At 33.5% G+C, this 21,996-nt stretch carries 22 protein-coding genes and 1 riboswitch; of the genes, 21 read left to right on the top strand and 1 reads right to left on the bottom strand.

Features of this window, described 5'->3' with window-relative positions; all coding sequences use genetic code 11:
- The first annotated feature begins 54 nt into the window (after positions 1–54).
- From pyk to FC80_RS05890, 18 genes are all read left to right on the top strand, one after another.
- A complete protein-coding gene (gene pyk / locus FC80_RS05975; RefSeq protein ID WP_057829216.1) occupies positions 55–1,815 on the top strand; it encodes a pyruvate kinase in 1,761 nt (586 codons plus the stop codon).
- Positions 1,816–1,973: 158 nt separating this feature from the next.
- Entirely contained in the window at positions 1,974–2,432 is a 459-nt protein-coding gene (locus tag FC80_RS05970) for a DUF441 domain-containing protein (protein ID WP_057829215.1), read from the top strand.
- A 14-nt stretch (positions 2,433–2,446) separates the two neighbouring features.
- Positions 2,447–3,316: a CvfB family protein gene (locus tag FC80_RS05965; protein ID WP_057829214.1), complete on the top strand. Its 870-nt coding sequence runs from the start codon at positions 2,447–2,449 to the stop codon at positions 3,314–3,316.
- Positions 3,317–3,340: 24 nt separating this feature from the next.
- On the top strand, positions 3,341–3,799 hold the full coding sequence (locus FC80_RS05960) for a Fur family transcriptional regulator (RefSeq protein WP_083486931.1): 459 nt from the start codon (positions 3,341–3,343) through the stop codon (positions 3,797–3,799).
- A 26-nt stretch (positions 3,800–3,825) separates the two neighbouring features.
- Positions 3,826–4,713 (top strand): site-specific tyrosine recombinase XerD, encoded by an 888-nt coding sequence (xerD, locus tag FC80_RS05955; RefSeq protein ID WP_338038228.1) that lies wholly within the window; start codon positions 3,826–3,828, stop codon positions 4,711–4,713.
- A gap of 82 nt (positions 4,714–4,795) precedes the next feature.
- Positions 4,796–5,158 carry a GNAT family N-acetyltransferase gene (locus tag FC80_RS05950; protein ID WP_057829212.1) on the top strand — a complete coding sequence of 121 codons (363 nt, stop codon included), beginning with the start codon at positions 4,796–4,798 and terminating at the stop codon, positions 5,156–5,158.
- Complete coding sequence (locus tag FC80_RS05945; protein WP_235807240.1) at positions 5,145–5,888, top strand: segregation and condensation protein A; 744 nt, start codon at positions 5,145–5,147, stop codon at positions 5,886–5,888. The genes FC80_RS05950 and FC80_RS05945 overlap by 14 nt, the downstream gene beginning before the upstream one ends.
- 3 nt (positions 5,889–5,891) lie before the next feature.
- Positions 5,892–6,488 carry an SMC-Scp complex subunit ScpB gene (gene scpB / locus FC80_RS05940; protein WP_057829211.1) on the top strand — a complete coding sequence of 199 codons (597 nt, stop codon included), beginning with the start codon at positions 5,892–5,894 and terminating at the stop codon, positions 6,486–6,488.
- 19 nt (positions 6,489–6,507) lie between these two features.
- A complete protein-coding gene (locus FC80_RS05935; protein ID WP_057829354.1) occupies positions 6,508–7,227 on the top strand; it encodes a pseudouridine synthase in 720 nt (239 codons plus the stop codon).
- A gap of 61 nt (positions 7,228–7,288) precedes the next feature.
- Positions 7,289–7,409, top strand: a riboswitch (FMN riboswitch).
- A gap of 102 nt (positions 7,410–7,511) precedes the next feature.
- Positions 7,512–8,090: an ECF transporter S component gene (locus FC80_RS05930; protein WP_057829210.1), complete on the top strand. Its 579-nt coding sequence runs from the start codon at positions 7,512–7,514 to the stop codon at positions 8,088–8,090.
- Positions 8,091–8,324: 234 nt separating this feature from the next.
- Positions 8,325–9,350 (top strand): helix-turn-helix domain-containing protein, encoded by a 1,026-nt coding sequence (locus FC80_RS05925; RefSeq protein ID WP_057829209.1) that lies wholly within the window; start codon positions 8,325–8,327, stop codon positions 9,348–9,350.
- Entirely contained in the window at positions 9,343–10,785 is a 1,443-nt protein-coding gene (locus FC80_RS05920; protein ID WP_057829208.1) for a RecQ family ATP-dependent DNA helicase, read from the top strand. Before FC80_RS05925 ends, FC80_RS05920 begins: the two co-directional genes overlap by 8 nt.
- A gap of 86 nt (positions 10,786–10,871) precedes the next feature.
- On the top strand, positions 10,872–11,486 hold the full coding sequence (locus FC80_RS05915; protein WP_057829207.1) for an SAG1386/EF1546 family surface-associated protein: 615 nt from the start codon (positions 10,872–10,874) through the stop codon (positions 11,484–11,486).
- A gap of 64 nt (positions 11,487–11,550) precedes the next feature.
- Positions 11,551–12,222 (top strand): (d)CMP kinase, encoded by a 672-nt coding sequence (gene cmk / locus FC80_RS05910; RefSeq protein WP_057829206.1) that lies wholly within the window; start codon positions 11,551–11,553, stop codon positions 12,220–12,222.
- Positions 12,223–12,313: 91 nt separating this feature from the next.
- Positions 12,314–13,513, top strand: coding sequence for a 30S ribosomal protein S1 (gene rpsA, locus FC80_RS05905; RefSeq protein WP_057829205.1), 1,200 nt, complete (start codon positions 12,314–12,316; stop codon positions 13,511–13,513).
- A gap of 144 nt (positions 13,514–13,657) precedes the next feature.
- Positions 13,658–14,968 (top strand): ribosome biogenesis GTPase Der, encoded by a 1,311-nt coding sequence (der, locus tag FC80_RS05900; protein WP_057829204.1) that lies wholly within the window; start codon positions 13,658–13,660, stop codon positions 14,966–14,968.
- Positions 14,969–15,208: 240 nt separating this feature from the next.
- Positions 15,209–15,484 (top strand): HU family DNA-binding protein, encoded by a 276-nt coding sequence (locus tag FC80_RS05895; RefSeq protein ID WP_057829203.1) that lies wholly within the window; start codon positions 15,209–15,211, stop codon positions 15,482–15,484.
- Between the two features lie 150 nt (positions 15,485–15,634).
- Positions 15,635–16,900, top strand: coding sequence for a tetratricopeptide repeat protein (locus FC80_RS05890; RefSeq protein WP_057829202.1), 1,266 nt, complete (start codon positions 15,635–15,637; stop codon positions 16,898–16,900).
- Positions 16,901–17,026: 126 nt separating this feature from the next.
- Here FC80_RS05890 and FC80_RS05885 read toward each other — a convergent pair whose 3' ends face one another.
- Positions 17,027–17,914, bottom strand: a complete 888-nt coding sequence (locus FC80_RS05885; RefSeq protein WP_057829201.1) for a YitT family protein — start codon at positions 17,912–17,914, stop codon at positions 17,027–17,029.
- A 170-nt stretch (positions 17,915–18,084) separates the two neighbouring features.
- On the opposite strand from FC80_RS05885, the gene dapB reads away from it, so the two are divergent.
- The 3 genes from dapB to FC80_RS05870 are packed head-to-tail and all read left to right on the top strand — an operon-like array spanning position 18,085 to position 21,986.
- Positions 18,085–18,873 (top strand): 4-hydroxy-tetrahydrodipicolinate reductase, encoded by a 789-nt coding sequence (dapB, locus tag FC80_RS05880; protein WP_057829200.1) that lies wholly within the window; start codon positions 18,085–18,087, stop codon positions 18,871–18,873.
- Positions 18,870–20,078, top strand: a complete 1,209-nt coding sequence (locus tag FC80_RS05875; RefSeq protein WP_057829199.1) for a CCA tRNA nucleotidyltransferase — start codon at positions 18,870–18,872, stop codon at positions 20,076–20,078. The genes dapB and FC80_RS05875 overlap by 4 nt, the downstream gene beginning before the upstream one ends.
- Positions 20,079–20,096: 18 nt before the next feature.
- On the top strand, positions 20,097–21,986 hold the full coding sequence (locus FC80_RS05870; RefSeq protein ID WP_057829198.1) for an ABC-F family ATP-binding cassette domain-containing protein: 1,890 nt from the start codon (positions 20,097–20,099) through the stop codon (positions 21,984–21,986).
- Positions 21,987–21,996: the final 10 nt, after the last annotated feature.

Genomic DNA, 21,996 nt, shown 5'->3' with positions numbered 1-21,996 from the left:
AAAGAATTGACATTAAAGTCATCTTTAAAATTATTCAAAGGGGAGATTTTACTCATGAAGAAAACCAAGATCGTAAGTACACTTGGTCCAGCTAGCAATAGCTTAGAAACAATTGTTAAGTTAATCGAAGCAGGTGCCAACGTATTCCGCTTTAACTTTTCTCACGGTGATCATGAAGAGCATTTAGGACGTATGCAACTCGTACATGAAGCAGAAAAGATTACAGGAAAAATGGTTGGTATCATGCTTGATACCAAGGGTGCAGAGATTCGGACAACAGTTCAAAAAGAAGGCAAAATTCATTATGAAATTGGCGATGTAGTTCGTATTTCAATGGATAGCTCTATCGAAGGAACTCGTGAGAAGATCGCAGTTACTTATCCTGGCTTGATTGATGATGTTCATGTAGGCGGTCATGTATTGTTTGATGATGGCCTAATTGATATGCAAATCGAAGAAATCGATCAAGAAAACAAAGAATTAGTATGTAAAGTTTTAAATGCTGGTCTTTTGGGCTCACGTAAAGGTGTTAATGCTCCTGGCGTTTCAATTAACTTACCTGGTATTACTGAAAAAGATTCTGACGATATTCGTTTTGGTTTAGACAACGAGATTAATTTTATTGCTGCTAGTTTTGTTCGTAAACCATCAGATGTTTTAGATATTCGTGAATTATTAGAAGAAAAACATATGGAACATGTTCAAATCTTCCCTAAGATTGAATCTCAAGAAGGTATTGATAACTTTGACGAAATCATTAAAGTTTCCGATGGTTTGATGATTGCTCGTGGTGATATGGGTGTTGAGATTCCTGTAGAAAATGTTCCTTTAGTTCAAAAAGTTTTAATTAAAAAATGTAACGCTCTTGGCAAACCTGTTATTACTGCCACACAAATGCTCGATTCAATGCAAGAAAACCCACGTCCTACACGTGCTGAAGCTTCTGATGTTGCTAATGCTGTGTTTGATGGTACAGATGCAACAATGCTTTCTGGGGAAAGTGCAAACGGTGATTACCCTGTTGAATCTGTTTCGACAATGGCACGTATTGATGTTAAGGCTGAAAATGTTTTACGTGAACATCACACATTTTCAATTAATGACTTTGACAAGACAGATGTAACAGAAGCTGTTGGTCGAGCAGTGGCTGAAGCTGCTGACAATCTTGGAATAAAGACAATCGTTGCTGCTACAAAGTCAGGTCATACAGCACGTATGATTTCGAAGTATCGTCCAGATGCTGATATTTTAGCTGTAACATTTGATGATCGTACTCGCCGTGGTTTATCAATTAACTGGGGTGTTCATCCTGTTCTTGCTGAAACACCTGCATCAACTGATGATATGTTCGCTTTAGCAACTGAAAAGGCTAAAGAGGCTGGTTTTGCCAAGGAAGGCGATTTAATTTTGATTACTGCTGGTGTGCCGGTTGGTGAAAAAGGTACAACTAACGTTATGAAGATTCAATTAATTGGTTCAAAACTTGTTTCAGGCCAAGGAGTTGGTGATGAAACTGTAATTGGTAAAGCAGTTGTAGCTGGTTCTGCTGAAGAAGCTAATGCAAATGCTGTTGAAGGTGGAATTTTAGTTACAAAGACGACTGATAAAGATTATCTTCCAGCTATTGAAAAATCAAGTGCTTTGATTGTTGAAAATGGTGGATTAACATCACATGCTGCTGTAGTCGGGATCTCTATGGGTATTCCTGTAGTTGTTGGTGCTGAAGGTGCTACTTCTTTGATTACAAGTGGTGAAGTTGTAACTGTTGATTCACGTCGTGGAATTGTTTACCGTGGAGCTTCAAGTGCACTTTAAAATTTAGTTATAATTGTATTAAATGATATGAGAGCTAGGTCAAAAGTTATGTCTTGACTTAGCTCTTTTTTATAACGTAATTTAGGACAGATATTAATTCGCAATTTATGCTATTTTCGGTTAAAATAGATAAGGAATATAAACGTTGAGGTGGATAAATGGAAAGTTGGATTTTTCTGGGAGTTATTTTTTTAGTTGCTTTTTTTGCTAAAAATACCTCGCTTACTATTGCTGCCGTTGTTGTATTGCTACTTAAAGCTATCCCTTTTGCAAACCATTGGATGACAGTGATACAGACAAAAGGTATCAACTGGGGGGTTACAGTTATTTCAGTGGCAATTCTAATCCCAATTGCTACTGGTCAAATAACTGTTAGTGATTTACTTCAAATTTTTAGAACACCTGTTGGAATTATTTCGGTTGCTTGTGGGATTTTAGTGGCAGTCTTATCACGACAGGGTGTTTCGTTACTAGCAAATTCCCCACAAGTTACTGTAGCATTAGTGATTGGTACAATTATTGGGGTTGTTTTCTTGCGTGGAGTTGCTGCAGGACCGGTAATTGCTTCTGGAATTGCATACTGTATAATGAGCTTACTACATGTGAGTCTTAATTAATAATGGAGGAAATAATGAATAAAAATGAAATGATAGGCCAAATTATTGAAGTCCGTGTGACTGATGCTAATGATGAATTTTATTTTTTACAAAATGAAGGAACAACTTATAGATTAGCAAAGGAGGAAATAACAACTCAATTAGATAAGGAAAATGTTATTTCTGGTTTTGCTTATGAAAATGAAAATCATGAGTTACAAATAACAACAAATCTACCAAAAAGTCAATTTAATCGGTATGCTTTTGGAAAAGTCGTTGCAAGTCGAAGAGATTTAGGTGTTTTTGTAGACATCGGATTACCAAACAAAGATGTTGTTGTTTCACTTGATGAACTTCCTGAACTGACAGATTTATGGCCCAAAAATGGTGATAGTTTAATGATTGCTTTAAAGGTTGATGGAAAAGGAAGACTTTGGGGTACGATTGCAACTGAGGAAATTTTTAAGGGAATATCTGTTAAAGCGAATGAAAGCATGAAAAATAAGGATGTCGAAGCAATTGCATATCGGTTGAAAATGGCTGGGACACATGTAATTACATCAGATTTTGAGCTAGGTTTTATTCATCCAAGTGAAAGAGATCGTGAACCACGTTTGGGTGAACATCTAAAGGCTCGTGTGATTGGAATTAGGCCAGATGGAACCCTAAACCTTTCTTTACGTAGAAGGGCATATGAGGCAATTAGTGATGATGCCCAAATGATTTTAGCCGCATTACAACATTCGGACGGGATTTTAAATTATACAGATAAATCAACTCCAGAAGATATAAAAAAATATTTTGGTATTAGTAAAGGTCAATTCAAGCGTGCAGTAGGACATTTAATGAAAGCAGGACTTGTTCGCCAAGTTGATGGTAAAATGTATATAAATGATACTAAGTAATTGATGAAAAAGGGGATTGATGTAATGGAAATTTTGGAGACACAAATAACTGACATTGAGTCCAAACTTCATCAGGCAGGATTAAAATTAACTCCACAAAGACGTGCAACTGTTGGCACTCTTTTACATAATTATGAAAAGCATCTTTCGGCAGAGGAATTGTTTACTCTGGTTAGAGAAAAAGAATCAGACATTGGGTTAGCGACAGTTTATCGAACTTTGGAAATTTTATCAGAGTTAGGGATAGTAAACAAAATTAATTTTGAAGATGGTATGACTCGGTATGACTTAAGATTATCTGACCAAGATTATTTTCACCATCATTTATTATGTAAGGTATGTGGGAAGATTCAGGAGATACATGAAGATTTAATGACCGATGTAGAAGAAGAGGTTATGAACAAATTTGGATTCAAAGTAACAGAGCATCGATTAATTTTCCGCGGTATTTGTTCTAACTGTCTTAATAAAAGAATTAGATAATTTTCTGCATTTCTGAGGGTGATTTTATCAAAAATATTATTTTGGATTATATACATTATTTAAAAGTTGAACGTGGTCTTTCAGAAAACACTGTAAGTAGTTACAAAAATGATTTAGTTCAATTTGTTTTTTTCCTTGAGCAAAAAGAAATCACTGATTTTTCTGCGATTACTAGACAGATAATTGTAGATTTTCTTGAATTAGAAGCTAATCAACAAAAAGCGACAAGCTCGATTGTACGGTCAGTTACTAGTTTACGCAAATTTTTCCAATATATGATTGAAGAAGGTATTATTCAAAATGATCCAATGGAGTTGATTGATGCACCAAAGAAAAATGAACATTTGCCAGAAGTGCTGTCAACATCTGAGGTGGAAAGGTTATTAGCTACACCGGATGTTTCTAAACCTTTAGGGCTTAGAAATAGAGCTATCCTTGAATTAATGTATGCTACTGGTTTGCGCGTTAGTGAAGTAATAAATGTGCAACTTGCAGATCTTCATCTGAGTTTAGGTCTAATTCAAACAATTGGAAAAGGGCAAAAAGAAAGAATAGTACCTGTTGGTGATAAAGCAATTTTATGGATTGAAAGATATTTAAGTGAAGTTCGACCTAAATTATTAAAAAAACAATCAAGTAACTTTTTATTTTTGAATCATCATGGAAAAAAACTGACAAGACAAGGTATCTGGAAAAATTTAAAGGCAGATGTCTTAACTGCTGGTATTGAAAAAAATGTTACACCACATACTTTAAGACATTCATTTGCAACACACATATTGGAAAATGGTGCTGATTTAAGAATAGTACAAGAACTTTTAGGACATGCAGATATTTCAACCACACAAATTTATACTCATCTGTCAAAGCGAAGATTAGCAGAAATCTATGGAAAATATCATCCACGTGCTTAGAATAAATTGTTTATAGAATTAAATTATGATAGAGTTAGTTCAACTATATTTGATAATGTTTTTTCGACCATGGGAGGTCATCATGCTTTATAAGTATAAAAACGATTACGAAAAAATTACAATGGGACTACTTTCATTTATTCCTGATTTGAAAGAGTTCTCACATTTAAAAACGGAACTGAACTGGTACAATAGTACAAAAGAACGGTGCCTCTATCTTTGGAAGAATGAAAATGGCGATTTTATTGGAGTTGTTGGTGTTGAAATCTCTGATGATATTTTGATGGTCCGGCATATTGCAATAACCCCAACTGAGAGAAATGAAGGTGTTAGTTTTGCAATGCTTAATGGATTGTGCGAATTGTATCCAGGTAGAAAAATGATGGGAAGCATTGAAACAGCTCGGCTAATCGCTAAATGGGAGCATCGAAATGATGACAACTAATTCTGAAAATCAGAAACCGATGTTTAAATTAGAAATTTTTGAAGGTCCTTTGGATTTATTGTTGCAGCTAATCAAGCAAAATCGGATGGATATATATGATATTCCAATGGCTGAAATAACAACTCAATATATTGAGCAACTCCATCAAATGCAAACGTTGGAATTAGATATTGCGGGAGAGTATTTGGTGATGGCATCGACTTTACTGAATATTAAAAGTAAATTACTTTTGCCCAATCATGAGGAGTTAGAAGACGATAACACGATTATTGATCCAAGATTGGAATTAGTTCAACAACTATTAGAACATCAGTGTTATCAGATGGCTGCTGAAAATTTAGATGGCTTGTTTGCAACAAGATCTTTACATTATACAAGAGAACAGGCACCTGAACCTGATGGTGTGCGAAAAATATTATTAAAAGATCAGCAGCCTGTCGCTATGTTGCAGCAGGCTTTTTTTAGATTATTAGTATCAAAAAAAAATAAAATTACTACAAAAAGCCATATAAAAAAAGAAAATTTTACAATTGAAGATGAAATGACAAACATACTTTTTTTATTATCAAAACAGCCTTCCTTGACGTTTGATGAACTTTTTTTAAACGAAGAAATACATATTGAGAAAGTTGTGACTAGTTTTTTAGCTATGCTAGAACTTACTAAAAGAGGTACAGTGGAGATAATTCAAGAAAAATACTTGTCTAATATTATTTTGAGGAGTGTATAGTCAATGTCATCAATGATTTTAGCAAAAATTGAAGCACTCCTTTTTGTATCTGGAAACGAAGGAATATCATTAAATGAAATTTCTCAGTTAATGGGTTTGCTTAAGCCAGCTGTGATGGAACAAATAAATCTATTGAAAAAGAAGTATGAAAAAGATCCAAGCTGTTCTTTAGAGATAATTGCCACAGATGAAGTTTATCGTCTAGCAACCAAAAGTAATTTTGCAATGTTATTAAAGAGTTATTTTGAAACACCAAATATGACTAAACTTTCGCGTGCATCATTAGAGGCATTAGCAATTATTGCATATCAACAACCGGTTACAAGAGTAAAAATTGATGAAATCCGTGGGATTAAATCACATGGCTCTATTCAAAAGTTATTAGCTTTTGAACTTATTAAAGAAGATGGACGCTTAGATGCTCCAGGAAGACCTATCTTATACACAACAACAGAAAACTTTTTAAATTACTTTGGATTACACTCCTTAGAGGATTTGCCGCCATTACCAGAAGTTTCTGATGAAGTTGCACTTGATAGTGGTAGTGGTGAACAAAATTTACTTGATTTATTTAATCAAACTTTTGAAGATACTAAATAAAGAAATGGGAGAAAAAAACATGGAAACAACTGAACGATTACAAAAGGTCATGGCAAATGCTGGAGTAGCTTCAAGAAGAGCTTCTGAAAAAATGATTTTGGCTGGACTAGTTTCTGTTAATGGAAAAATTGTTAAGGAATTAGGGACAAAAGTATCAGTTAGCGATGTAGTTGTAGTTTCAGGCAAAACACTAGATATAGAAAAAAAAGTATATTTCCTTTTTTATAAACCTAGAGGAGTAATTACAGCAGCAAGCGATGATAAGGAAAGGAAAGTTGTAACTGATTATTTTAAAAATGTTGAGCAGCGAATTTATCCGGTAGGACGATTAGATTATGATACATCAGGATTGTTACTCATGACAAATGATGGGGATTTAGCTAATAAATTGATGCATCCTAGAAATAAGATTGCCAAAACATACGTTGCTAAAGTTTCAGGTATTCCAGCAAATGAAGACTTTAAAAAGCTAAGGTTGGGTATAACAATTGAGGGAAAGAAGACAGCACCTGCGAAAGCAAAGTTATTATCTTCTGATCAGAAAAAAAATAAATCATTGGTTTCGCTGACAATTCATGAAGGTCGTTATCATCAAGTTAAAAAAATGTTTGATGCAATTGGACATCCAGTGGAAAAATTAAAGCGTGAAACGTACGGTTTTTTAACTTTGGATGGCTTGACATCCGGTGAATACCGAGAATTAACAAATGACGAAGTTTTACATCTTAAAAATAAGTAAATAAATAGTTGCATTAATGAAAAAATAGTGCTACACTTTGTTTTGTAATAAAAATAATATGGTTTATCTTCAGGGGCAGGGTGAAAATCCCGACCGGCGGTAAAAGTCCGCGACCTGCATTTATGCAGTTGATTTGGTGTAATTCCAAAACCGACAGTAAAGTCTGGATAAAGAAGATAGGGCTTGTTTGATTATAAAATGTCATTTAACCCTGTTGGTCTCTGATCAGCAGGTTTTTTGTATTCAAATGGATCCGTGAAGATGAACATCAGGAGGTTTTTTTGATGGTCTATACTGCTACTCGTCGTTATGTTATTTCTGCTAGTTTAGCTGGAATTTCATATTTGTTAATGTTTTTGTCTTTTGTCGTAATTCCTTTAGTTCCATATATGAAAGTTGATTTTTCGGATATTCCTATTTTGTTTGGAATGTTCATTTTGGGACCTTTAGGTGGTATTGAGATTGCTTTGATTCGCTCAATTCTTTATTTTTTAATCTCAGGACCTTCGCTTGATAATCTAATTGGTGTGGCAACTAATTTTATTGCCTCTTTAACATTGACGTTGCCAATATTTTTTACATTACGTAACCATCATGCAGTCAACTTTTGGAATATTATTAGATCAATAATGTTTGGAACACTGAGTTTAACTGTCATTTTATCTCTAGCCAATTATTTTGTATTTATGCCACTATATATGAGCATTTTGGGTATGAAGCTATCTATGCCACTTGCAAAATTTGTTTTAATTGGAATTGTGCCTTTTAATTTAATAAAAGGATTACTAGTTGGTATTGTTTTTTGGGTCTTATTTGTTAAGTTGCGCGAATGGATAGTTTCCAGATCAATAGTACTAAAATAAATTATGCAGGATTTAAAATTGAATAAATATTAATATGTCAGTGAAAAGTTAGGCTAATGGTTGCATTATAGTCTAACTTTTTTGGTTCCTATAAAAAACCATCAGCTAGACAATAATATTGTTGTACATGATTCTTTTGCAATTTTAAAATAATTACCAATTTTTTTCATATTCTCACCCAATTCCGTATTAATAATGTAGAATAGATATGTTATTAAAAAAGGAGGGCTATTTGTGGGTGAAAAAAAATGGTTACTCTTTTTTTCAGAGACTCAATCTAGACGACCTATTGTGATTAGACAGATACTTTGTAATAAAAGAACAGTTTCAAACCTTTATTGGGGAATGCAATATCATATTTTAGATTGGTTAAATGTTGAACCGACATTAGATGAAAAAAAGTTTGATTTACAAATAAATAAATTAATAAAAAATAAATATTTATTAGCTACACCGAAAGGCCTTGTTCTTACGGCTGAAGGAATTTTTCAAAAGAAAGAATATCTTGATAATACATATGTAATTTCAAAACCATATATTTTTCAATATATTAATGAAAAGCGATGGTTAGAGCTATTACCATTACTTATACAAGTTATATCAGAACTTTCATATCACAACAAAAAATACTATGTAGTAAACTCTCCACTAAGAGCCCAATTTGCGTTGAAAAAATGGTTATCATTAGTAAAAGATAGAAGTGAGTTACCGCAAGTTCTTAAACAGAAATTATTAACTTTTTTGGGCGAATTTCCACACGAATACGGCAATATCTTTATGGCTCTTTTTACCGGACATGCTAATATTGGGCAAACTGCGGAACAAATCACAGTTTTAATACCACAGTTTTCTAAGGAAGAAATTTTATTACTTTGGCGTGATTTGAGTATGCAATTTGCTTTTTTTCTTCTAAAAGAAGATGGTCTTTTTAGACAACTGATTGCTCCCTTTAGTAATCTGAGTCAATTGTCAAAAAGTACAGAGATTTCATATCAGTTATTTAAAGAAAATTTAACAGCTAATAAAATTGCAACACAGAGAAATTTAAAAATCAGCACAATTAAAGAGCATTTGTTAGAAAGTGCTATTTTGCGTAATGATTTTAGTTATAGTAAAATTATTACGCATGATGATTATAGTATACTAATGAATACTTTCAAGGGTAATCCGATTGATTGGGAATACAGGCAATTAGATAATAAAATAGAATTTTTCAAATTTAGATTATTTCAGATTGAAAGGAGTAAAAATATTGGATAGTAGTCAACTGAAAAATTTTTTAAAACATTATTACGGCTATTCCGATTTTAAGAGGGGTCAAAGTGAAATTATCGAAAATTTGTTAGAAGGTAAATCAACACTAGGAATTTTGCCAACAGGTACGGGCAAGTCTTTGTGCTACCAGCTGACAGGTAAAATTTTAAAAAAAACTGTCATTGTCATTTCACCATTATTATCATTGATGCATGATCAAATAGAGCAACTAAAATATGCCGGTGAAAAAAAGGTAATTGCATTAACCTCTGAATTATCATTTGTAGACAAGCAAATGATATTAGCAAATATTTCTGATTATTCCTTTATCTATTTATCACCAGAAATGTTAAAAAATGATCTGGTTGAAAAAAAATTGGCTATGTTATCAATCGGTCTTTTAGTAGTTGATGAAGCTCATTGTATTTCTCAGTGGGGACCGGATTTTCGCCCGGATTATTTAAGGATAAAAAAGTTTCGTCATTTATTACATAATCCGCTAACTCTTGCATTAACAGCAACAGCAACAAACAATGTTGCCCAAGATATTCAACACAATTTGTTCTCCAACGATGAAAAAAAATTTGTCGTCCGGCGCTCAGTTGATCGACCTAATATTTTTTTGGGTGTTCATGAAACCATATCAAATTATGAAAAGAACACTTACCTAATTGATATAGTTAAAAAATTAAAATCTCCTGGAATAATTTATTTTTCAAGTAAAAAACAGGCAAACAAGATTAGTGAATTACTAAAGGCGGAAACAAGTCTTCGTATAGCACCTTATCATGCTGCTTTAAGTTCTAGGGATCGGTATATGACTCAACATCAGTTTATGGAGAATCAGTTAGATATCATTTGTGCAACAAGCGCTTTTGGAATGGGAATTAATAAGAAAGATGTTCGTTTTGTTATTCACTATCATCTTCCAAGTGACTTGGAAAGTTACGTGCAAGAAATTGGAAGAGCCGGAAGAAATGGGGAAAGGAGCCTTGCAATTTTACTCTATACCAAAGCAGATATTAATTTACAAGAGCAACTAAGCATTAATAGTTTACCTGATGATTTTGATATTGAAAATTTTCAACCTAAAGGTACTGTTGCTAATGTTTCTGACAAAGAGAATGTTTTACAATATTATTTTGAGCAAGGAATTCCTACTTCTGAAATAAAACAAATTTTTTTAAAAAGGCGCCAGGAGAAATATAATAAATTAATGTATCTTTTGGAATATATTGAGACACCTAGTTGTAAAAGAAAATTCCTATTGCAATATTTTGATGAAGAAATGCAAACTAAGCACGGTGTTGATTGTTGTCAATTAAAGGGTGAACCAATCAATATAGACTATTTTAAATGTGAGAAAGAGAAAAAAGAACAAATTATTAATCAAGTATCAGATTATGAAGATATCCTGGATATTTTTTTTAAAACTTTATAACTTAAAGTAATTCTTAAGTAAAGAATTATGACTTGCTATATAAACCTATGGTAGAATATATATGATTATTTGAGGGGGAAATTTTTATGAGTCGTAAAACTTCAGACCAAGAAAAACAACAACCTTGGGATAAATCTTTTGACAATGTTCGAGATAATAGTGGAAATTATTCACGTTCAGCGAGTCGAAAGAGCAGTCGTGCTAATAGTGTGTTAACTACATCGTTATTGGTCGTTTTTATTGCAATTATTCTAGGAACAGTCGCACTTTACTTTATATCACAAAACACATCACAATCAGCTTCTGGCGGTGGTAGTAATATTGATGTTGCTGAATCTAGTTCGAGTAAAAAAAGCAGTTCAAAAAAGGCATCGTCAAAAAAAGTATCTTCTTCAAGTTCTGTAGCTGTTTCCTCAGCTACAAGCTCTACAAATGAATACACTGAAGATGAATCTTCAAGTAGCTCTAGTTATGTTGCTGCCAGTTCAAGTGAAAGTACGACAACTTCTTCAAGTACGCCAAGTGTAGCATCCAATTCTTCTTCGACAGCGAGTGGTGAATATGTGACCGTTGCTGCTGGCCAGGGTATGTATCGTGTAGCTGTTAACAATGGTCTCACTGTTCAGGAATTACTTGAGTTAAATCCTACACTTAGCGCAAGTTCAACACTTACGCCAGGACAGTCAATACGTGTTAAATAGAAACAAAAATAGAAGTATTTCTTTTTTACAAATCTAAATTTATAATCAGAAAGGCTTACTCAAAATGGCAAAATTATTACAAATTGCAATTGATGGACCTGCTTCTGCTGGTAAAAGTACAATTGCAAAATTAGTTGCTCATAATTTGAATTATGTGTACTGCGATACTGGTGCAATGTATCGTTCAGTGACTTGGGCAGCAATACAAAAAGACATTCCGTTGGATAATGAGTTAGAATTAGAAAAAGTTCTAGATGATATAACTATCAAATTTGTACCTTCTGAAGACGGACAGCAAGTTTTTGTTAATAATCAAGAAGTAACAAAAGAAATTAGAATGCCTAAAATCAGTAATAATGTTTCAACTGTTGCAGCTCAGGTAGCTGTCCGAAAATATCTCACCGATTTACAGCAAAAAATTGCTTCTGCAGGTGGAATCGTGATGGATGGTCGTGATATTGGAACAACAGTTTTACCTGATGCAGACATAAAAATTTTTATGGTAGCTAGTGTAAAAGAAAGAGCTTTGCGCCGATATAAAGAAAATATTTCAAAAGGGATTGATACGCCTCTTGCGATTTTGGAGCAAGAGATTGAAAAAAGAGACTATAAGGATTCTACACGTTCAATCTCTCCACTTGTAAAAGCAGAAGACGCAATCAAATTAGATACAACAAATTTGACAATTGAACAAGTAATTGTCAAAATAATGAAAATAATTGAAAAAAAAGCTTGAAATCTCACTAAAAGTATATTTTAACTGGAATTTTTAATTGAATTCGGCTAGAATAGAGATTAGAGTTGAGTCGTTAAGGAGGACATGGTCCATGAGTGAAACAGATGCAAATAAGGATTTATTAGAGGCTTTAAATAGCGTTAATGAAGTTAAAATTGGTGATGTGGTTAAGGGTGAAGTTTTAGCCATTGATGATGCTAAACAAGTTATTGTTGGAATTGAAGGAGCTGGCGTTGAAGGTGTAGTTCCATTTAAAGAATTAAGCCTTAAACCTGACGAAGAAGTTTCTGATAATATTACTATAGGTGACGTGATTGACCTTGTAATTATTTCTCGGATTGGTTCAGATAAAGAAGGCGGTAGCTATTTGTTATCCCAACGTCGTCTCGAATCACGCAAAATATGGGATGAAATCGAGAAAAAATTTGAATCAGGCGAAACGATTGTTGCACCTGTAACTCAAGTAGTTAAGGGTGGATTGGTTGTTGATGCTGGAGTTCGTGGCTTTATTCCTGCATCGATGGTTGATGATCGCTTTGTAGAAGATTTAAATCAATACAAAGGTAAGGAACTTGAGCTTAAGATTATCGAAATCGAACCAAGTGAGAACCGTTTAATTCTTTCACACAAAGAAATTGTTAAGGCAGCTCGTGACGCTAAAAAAGCTGAGACATTGTCTAATTTAGTTGTTGGTGATTTTGTTGAAGGTAAAGTTGCTCGTTTAACAAACTTTGGAGCTTTCGTAGATCTTGGTGGTATTGATGGATTAGTGCATGTTTCAGAGATTTCATTTGAAAGAGTGAATAAACCATCCGATGCTCTAAAAGTTGGTGAATCTGTAAAAGTTAAAGTGCTTTCCATTGATTCTGAAAAGAACCGTATTTCACTTTCAATCAAGCAAACCTTACCACAACCATGGGATAATATTGCAGAAAAAGTTGCTGAAGGCGATGTACTTGAAGGTACTGTAAAACGCCTTACGAGTTTTGGAGCTTTTGTTGAAATTTTCCCTGGGGTAGAAGGTCTTGTGCATATTTCTCAAATTTCACATAAACATATCGCTACACCAAATGAAGTTTTAACTTCAGGTGAAGTTGTAAAAGTTAAGGTTCTAAATGTACATCCAGATGAGCACCGCTTGGCATTATCAATTAAAGCACTCGAAGAAAAGCCGAGTGTTGCTAGTGATGAACAAAAGAAAGCTCCTCAGAAAGAAAAAGTTGAACTTCCTGAAGAAAGCACTGGATTTACACTTGGAGATCTTATTGGTGATTTGAAGGATGAAGACTAATTAAGTAAAATCTTTCAAGTAGTTCAGTATTAAATAAATCTAGTAGTTATTCTTTAGCACAGAAGCGATAGATTGTTGAATATCTATCGTTTTTTTGCTGATATAAGCAAATTAATATATTTTAATAGAAAAGAGGGATGTAAAATGGCAAACCCAGTTGTAGCAATTGTCGGCCGTCCAAATGTTGGAAAATCAACGGTATTTAATAGAATTGCTGGTGAAAGAATTTCAATTGTTGAAGATATTCCAGGTGTTACTAGGGATAGAATATATACACACAGTGAATGGCTTGGCCAAAAATTCAACTTAATTGATACTGGTGGTATTGATATCGGGGACGAACCATTTTTAACACAAATTACGGAACAAGCAGAAATTGCGATTGATGAAGCTGATGTAATTGTGTTTGTTGTAAGTGTCAAAGAGAGCATAACAGATGCTGATGAAAAGGTGGCACGTATCTTATATAAATCCGATAAACCTATTATTTTAGCGGTCAATAAAGTTGATAATCCAGAACTTAGGGGAGATATATTTGATTTTTACTCACTTGGCTTTGGTGAACCAATAGCTATTTCAAGTACTCACGGAATAGGGATTGGTGATTTGTTAGATAAAATTTGTCATTCTTTTCCAAAAAGAGAAGAAGAAGAAGAAGATACAACTATCAAATTCAGTTTGATTGGTCGTCCTAATGTTGGAAAATCCTCTTTAGTAAATGCAATCCTTGGAGAAAATCGGGTAATTGTTTCTAATATTGAAGGAACAACTCGCGATGCAATAGATACTCCTTTTATTTCAAATGAAGGCGATGAATTCACAGTAATTGATACTGCGGGGATTAGAAAACGTGGTAAGGTTTATGAAAATACAGAAAAATATTCTGTTTTAAGAGCAATGCGTGCAATTGACCGGTCAAATGTAGTTTTGGTAGTTTTAAATGCAGAAGAAGGAATCAGAGAACAAGATAAAAAAGTTGCTGGCTATGCACATGAGGCTGGCCGTGGAATTATCATTTTAGTTAATAAATGGGATACACTCAAAAAAGATAATCACACAATGTCTGATTTCGAAGAAAAAATTCGACAAGAATTTCAATACTTGAGTTATGCACCAATCATTTTTGTTTCTGCCTTAACAAAACAACGACTTGATAAACTTCCAGAATTAATTAAGAAAATTAATGATAATCATCAAAGAAGAATTCCATCAGCTGTTCTAAACGATGTTATTATGGATGCAATTGCTCGTAATCCAACACCAACAGATCATGGAAAGAGACTCAGAATTTATTACACAACCCAAGTTGCTATACAACCACCGACTTTTGTTGTTTTTGTCAATGATCCAGAGTTAATGCATTTTTCATACCAACGTTTTTTGGAAAATCAAATTCGAGATTCTTTTGATTTCACTGGAACACCAATACATTTAATAGAACGTAAGCGTAAATAGTTTTATTAAATTACACAATATGTTAAGCTATCTTTTTAGTAAACTTTATTGATTTTAAAAACCCAGTAAAGTTCATAAAAATAGGTGAAAAACCTTGTTATGTTAGGCTTTATATGCTATCTTAGTTAAAGAGATAATGATTTGTTAGTCATTGTTTCGTCATTATAACAAGGGCGAAATTACGCCAGCAGATAAAAATTTATATCTGTGCCTATTTCTTCTTATGAGGAGGTGAAACACATGGCAAACAAAGCACAATTAATCGAAACAGTTGCAACAAAGACAGGTTTAACAAAAAAAGATGCAACTACTGCTGTTGACGCAGTTTTTGAAACAATTCAAGCTACATTAGCAGAAGGCGAAAAGGTTCAATTGATTGGATTTGGTAACTTCGAAGTACGTGAACGTGCAGCTCGTAAAGGTCGCAACCCACAAACTGGTAAGGAAATTCAAATTCCTGCAAGTAAAGTTCCTGCATTTAAGCCAGGTAAGGCTTTAAAAGAGGCTGTTAAATAAGCACTAATACTTATTCGTCAAAGGGCTGTTTCTAAACTTATGTTTGGTTGCAGTCTTTTTTTTGTTAAAAATATCGATTTTTGTGTGTTATCTAGTATAATCTAATTTCAATGTTAACTGTATTTTTATTTTTAATAAAAAGGGGAATTTATGAACCGTTCTGAAAATGTAATTAATCTAATTGAAGATGGAAAAATTGAAAAAGCAACTGAACTTTTTAACCAGGTGCTCAAAGAATCTGATGCCGAAGAAATATATAATTTAGCAGAAGATTTATATATGCTAGGCTTTTCTAATTTTGCTAAAAAAGCTTACCAATCGTTATTAGCTAAGTTCCCGAATGAAGATATTTTGCGTGCACAATTAGCAGATCTTGCTGTTAGCGATGGACATGATGAAGAAGCTCTTGAATACTTGTCTGCAATAAAACCTGAATCTGATGCCTATGTGAACTCACTTTTAGTTGCAGCGGATTTGTACCAGACACAAGGACTGCTAGAAGTTAGTGAGCATAAGTTACTTGAAGCGTTGCAACTTGCACCTGATGAAGAAGCAGTTATTTTTGGTTTAGCAGAATTTTATTTTAGTACAAAGAAATTTGGTAAAGCAATTGAATCTTATCTCACATTAGTTAAATTAGGGTTTACTCAGTTAGCTAGTGTGTCTATGGTACAACGACTTGGACAATGTTACGCTGAAGTCGGGAAATTTGAACAAGCGCTTGGTTACTTTGACCAATTAAATGACAAACAAATTAGTCCGGATGCGAGATTTCAAATTGCATTTACCCAACTTCAAGTCAAAAACTATGAAGAAGCTATCAAAAATTTTGTTAAGCTTAAAAGTAACTATAAAGATTATACGACCTTATATCCCTACCTTGCGATAGCATATGAACAACAAGGCTTGTTAAATGAAGCACTTGAAACATTACAAGAGGGGCTTAGCGTTGACCAGTATAATATTAAACTTTATGAGCAAGCAAGTTCGGTTTCCTTAAAACTACAGCAAGTTGAAAGTGCACAGACATATCTTGAAAAAGCTCTTGAAATTGATCCTGATAACTTAACAATTGTGATTCAATATAGCAATTTGTTGGTTAGTCGGCAAAAATATCAAGAAACAATTGATTTTTTAAGTTCATTTATCCAAAATAATGAAATTGACCCACAGATTTATTGGAATTTAGGAAAAGCGTATAGTGCGCTTGATAATGATACTAAAGCTATCAAATACTATGAATCGGCTAGTCGAGTATACGATGATAATCCGACCTTTATCAGAGAATTTGCGATTTTGAATCGGCGAGTTGGTAATCTTGAAGAGGCTCGTGAAAATGTGGCACAATATCTTAGATTAGTGCCAGATGATTTAGATATGCAAGAGTTTGAAGATGAATTGCTAGAAAATTTTTAAGCTAGGTCAAATTTAATCTGTAGCCTTACTACTTTAAAAAATTATAAAAAACCCGGTAATCAAAATGTACAATTACAAATTTTGATTGCTGGGCTTTTGTGATTAAATAAGACAAACTATGAAATGTTATTTTTTTAATTTAAAGATTCTTTTCTTAGGAATCGCATAACTAAAACCTTCTCCAAAGACTTCATTGACTGTTAAAACAGAAACAAAAGCTTTTTCATCATACTTAGCGACAATATGTTTTAATGTCATCAATTCGCTAGGACTAACAACACAATAAATAGCTTGTCTTGTCTCATTAGAGTAAGCCCCAGTGGCTTGTAAATGACTGACACCACGTTCCAAAATATCCATAATATCTTTTGTAATTTTTTCATATTCGTTACTCATAATGATAACACCACGAGCAGTATATGCTCCCTCAAGGGTAAAATTAACAATCTTGGAAAATACATAAGAGGCTAACAATGTGTACATCATTCTCCTAAGATCAACGTAACTTAAGGAAGCAGTTAAGACAATACAATCCAACATTAAGAGTGTACGTCCCATAGCGACACCTTGTTTTTTTTCTAGAATTCGGGCAACAATATCTGCACCACCAGTTGTACCACCGAAACGATAAACAATTCCAGACCCAATACCACCAAGTACTCCAGCCAAAATTCCAGCTATAAACAAATCATGGTGAATATCAATTGAAAATGGAAGCCTTTGCCATAACCAAATAAAAATTGAAAGTGAGACAGTGCCATATACGGTGTAAATAAGTGCTTTTTTACCTAAATATCGATATCCTATGATAACCAATGGAATATTAATTGCAAGTGTAGTAAATGCTGGATCAATATGCAGCCAATAGCGTGTTATAAGTGAAATTCCTGTCACTCCGCCTTCAGCAAGATTGTTACTGATATTTATCATTACAAAACCAAAAGCATACATCCCACAGCCAAAAGCAATCATAATAAAATCAATTAGACGAACTTTTGAATCAGTTGAATACATCTTTCTTACCTCCAAAAACTTAGTATCTTCTAAGAGCATAACATAACTTTTAAGAAAAAAATGCATACGTGAGTACTTGCTAAGGAGAATTTCATTATTCTAGCAGATGCAGGTAAGTCCACAATCTGTTAGAATGAATAAGAATAAACAAAAGTGAAGAGGATGATAGTATGATTAAAGTTTTAGTGGCCGGTTTTAAAGGACGAATGGGAAATACAACTACAAAGATGGTTATCCAAAACACAGATTTTGAGTTAACGGGCGTATATGATCCAAATGCAACTGAGAAAAATATTAATGAAATTCTTGAGTTTAAAAACATGGATATTCCAGTCTATACAAAAACAAGTGAAATTAATACAGAAAATACCGATGTTTGGATTGATTTTACTTCACCATCTTCGGTATATGAAAATGCTAAATTTGCTCTTATGAATAAAATTTCCCCTGTAATTGGTACTACAGGTTTGACTAGTGAACAAGTTGACAACTTAAAAAAAATTGCTATAGAAAAAACTACTGGTGGTTTAATTGCTCCAAACTTTGGAATTTCAGCCGTTTTATTGATGCAATTTGCACAACATGCTGCAAAATATTTGCCTGATGTTGAAATAATTGAAATGCATCATGATAATAAGTTAGATGCTCCTAGTGGAACCGCCTTAAATACTGCAAAAATGATTGCAGAGGTTCGCAAGCAAAAAATCCAAGGTAACCCAGAAGAAAAAGAAAGTTTGCTTGGCGCACGTGGTGCAGATTATGAAGGCATGCGAATTCATAGTGTTCGTTTACCTGGATATGTTGCCCATGAACAAGTCCTATTTGGTGGAAAAGGGGAAGCATTGACAATTCGTCAAGATTCCTTTGATCGTATTTCCTTTATGTCAGGAGTTGAAGTTGCCGTTAAAAAAATTGGTGCTTATAATGAATTACTCATAGGACTTGAGAACTTGCTATGAGATTAGTAAAATTACCACTTGAATTTCAGAAAGCTAAAATAATTCTTGACAAAATTTGTGAAGCTGGATTTCTTGCTTACTTTGTCGGAGGTAGCGTACGTGATACACTACTTGAATTACCACTACACGATGTTGATATTGCTACAAGTGCTTATCCTGCTGAAATTAAACACATATTTAAGAAAACCATTGATACAGGAATAGAACATGGAACTGTCACTATCCTTGATCATGGAGAAGGATATGAGGTAACCACCTTTAGGACTGAGTCCACTTATCAAGACTACCGTCGCCCTGACAGTGTCAAATTTGTACGCTCGCTTGCTGAAGACTTAAAGCGACGTGATTTAACAATTAATGCATTGGCACTTAATTTAGATGGTGAGATTATAGATCTATTTAACGGACTGGATGATTTAAAAAAGAAAGTGATTAGAGCCGTAGGGAATCCCAACGAAAGGTATCATGAAGATGCACTTCGAATGATGAGAACGGTACGTTTTGCTAGTCAATTAGATTTTGATATAGAATCAAAAACACTTAATGCAATTACAACAAATTCAAAGTTGCTTAAAAAAATTGCCGTTGAAAGAATCAATGTCGAATGGGTAAAATTACTTCTAGGCAAAAATCCTAAGAAGGGGCTACAAAGTTTTGTTGATTGCGGTCTTTATCGTTATTGCCCTTTACTTGAGGATAAAGAACAGATTCTGAAATTGATTCTGTCACTAGATAATTTACAAATTGGAGATGAAGTAGTTGCTTGGACTCTTTTTTGTTACTTATCTTTCCAAGACTACAATAAAATAACCCTTTTTTTGAAGTCTTGGAAATGCTCAAATGACTTAATAGCACGTGTTGAAAGGTCTTTTTTAGCTACTTCTTTACTCAAACAAAACCAAGTTAATGATTGGGATCTTTATACTATTGGGATACAATCTTTTGAAATTGCAAATGAAGTTGCTAAATTATTGGGTTTTGAGAGAGATATTTCGATAATCCGCCAAAATTACGAAATGTTGCCAATCAAAAATAGAAAAGAGCTTGTGATTAACGGTGGAATTTTAATTAAAGAATTAGATTTTGTTCCTGGCCCTTTTTTAGGTAATATTTTATCAAAAATTGAAAAAAAAGTGGTTTGTGGTGAGCTTCCAAATGAGTTAGCTGTTCTTAAAGAACTGGCATTAGAAAATAAGAATAATTAATAGAAAAAGAGTGAAGAAATGCAGACATTACGTGTTGAAAATTTGAGCAAAACATATGGAGAAAAAACACTTTTTGAAAACTTGAATTTTTTGATAAATGAACATGACAGAATTGGTTTAATTGGAACAAATGGTTCAGGAAAAACATCTCTTCTGAATGTCTTGACTGAACAAGATAGTGCTGACAGTGGAAAATTAATAGCTCCTAACAATTATCGTATCAGTTATTTAAAGCAAATACCTGAACTAGATGAAAATGCTACTGCGTTAGAAGCAATCTTTGATGGTGCAGCTCCAATTTTCAAAACAATTCGTAGTTACGAAGAAGCCTTAACTTTTTATGGGTTAAATCCAAATGATGTAAAAGCACAGCAGCGTTACGACAATGCTGAAGCAGCAATGAATAGAGAAGATGCCTGGAGTGCTGAAAGTGATGTAAAAACCATTCTAAGCCAATTACATCTTGAGCAGCTAGATGTTGCTGTTAAGACACTATCGGGTGGTCAAAAAAAGCGGGTGGGCCTTGCGCAAGTTTTAATTCAAGCACCAGACTTACTTATATTGGATGAACCTACTAACCATCTTGACTTTGATTCAATTAATTGGTTACAAGATTATTTAGTTAATTACAAAGGAGCATTACTGGTAGTTACCCACGATCGTTATTTTTTGGATCAAATAGCAACTCAAATTCTAGAGTTATCTTTTGGAAGCCTTTATCCATACCAAGGAAATTATCAGAGCTATGTCGAACAAAAAGCTCAACGTGTTCAAAAAGAAGCAGATTTTGAACACAAACAACAACAATTATATAAAAAAGAACTCGCTTGGATGCGTACTGGTGCAAAAGCCAGAACAACAAAACAACAAGCAAGAATCAATAGTTTTAACACACTTGAAGAAAATCTTAAAAGTACAAAAGATGAGGGTGCAGTTGATATTTCTTTAGGTCAGCAACGATTAGGAAAAAAAGTTATTCAGCTAAAAAATGCTTCCCTAACCATTGCCAACCATGTAATTATGCAAAAATTCGATATGCTAATTCAAGCGGGTGATCGAATTGGTATCACAGGTGCAAATGGTGCCGGAAAATCAAGTTTTTTGAATGCACTGACAGGAAACATTGCCCTGGATAATGGTATTTTAGAAATTGGTGAAACAGTTCGAATTGCATATTACACACAGCAAACAGAAAAAATTCCAGAAGATAAAAGAATGATTAGTTATTTAAATGAGATTGCGCAAAGTGTAACTGATCGCTATGGACAACAGGTTAGCACAACGCAGTTACTTGAACAGTTTCTTTTTCCACGCTTCATGCACGGAACTTTGATTAGAAAATTATCCGGTGGAGAAAAGCGAAGACTTTATCTCTTAAAATTATTGATGAGTGCACCCAATGTTTTAATTTTAGATGAACCCACAAATGACCTTGATATAGCTACTTTGACAGTCTTGGAAGACTACGTTAGTAATTTTAATGGCACAGTAATCACAGTTTCTCATGATCGTTATTTCCTTGATAAAGTTGCAAATGATTTGTTGATTTTTCAAGGAAATGGAAGAATTGAACGTTTTACAGGAGCTTTTACCGATTATTTAAGCAAAAATCAAAATTTTGAAAAACATCAGAAAGAAAAAATAAAACAAAGTGTTAGTCCATCTGAGAAGAATCCCAAAAATGAAAAATCAAAATTAACTTATGCGGAAAAAATCGAATTTGAAAAAATTGAAAATTTAATCGATACTTTAGAAAATGAAAAAGATGTTTTATCCGAACAAATGGCTAGTACTGATGGAACAAACTACAACAAATTGGCAGAATTGCAAAAACAAATTGATGAACATGACCGGTTAATTGATGATAAAATGAGCCGCTGGGAATATTTAAGTCAATTCGAACAATAAAAATTGGAGG

Source organism: Liquorilactobacillus cacaonum DSM 21116 (assembly GCF_001436735.1).
In the GTDB taxonomy this organism is placed as follows: Bacteria; Bacillota; Bacilli; order Lactobacillales; family Lactobacillaceae; genus Liquorilactobacillus; species Liquorilactobacillus cacaonum.
The sequence above is the reverse complement of the archived record's forward strand: the minus strand, read 5'-3'. Positions and strand labels throughout refer to the sequence as shown.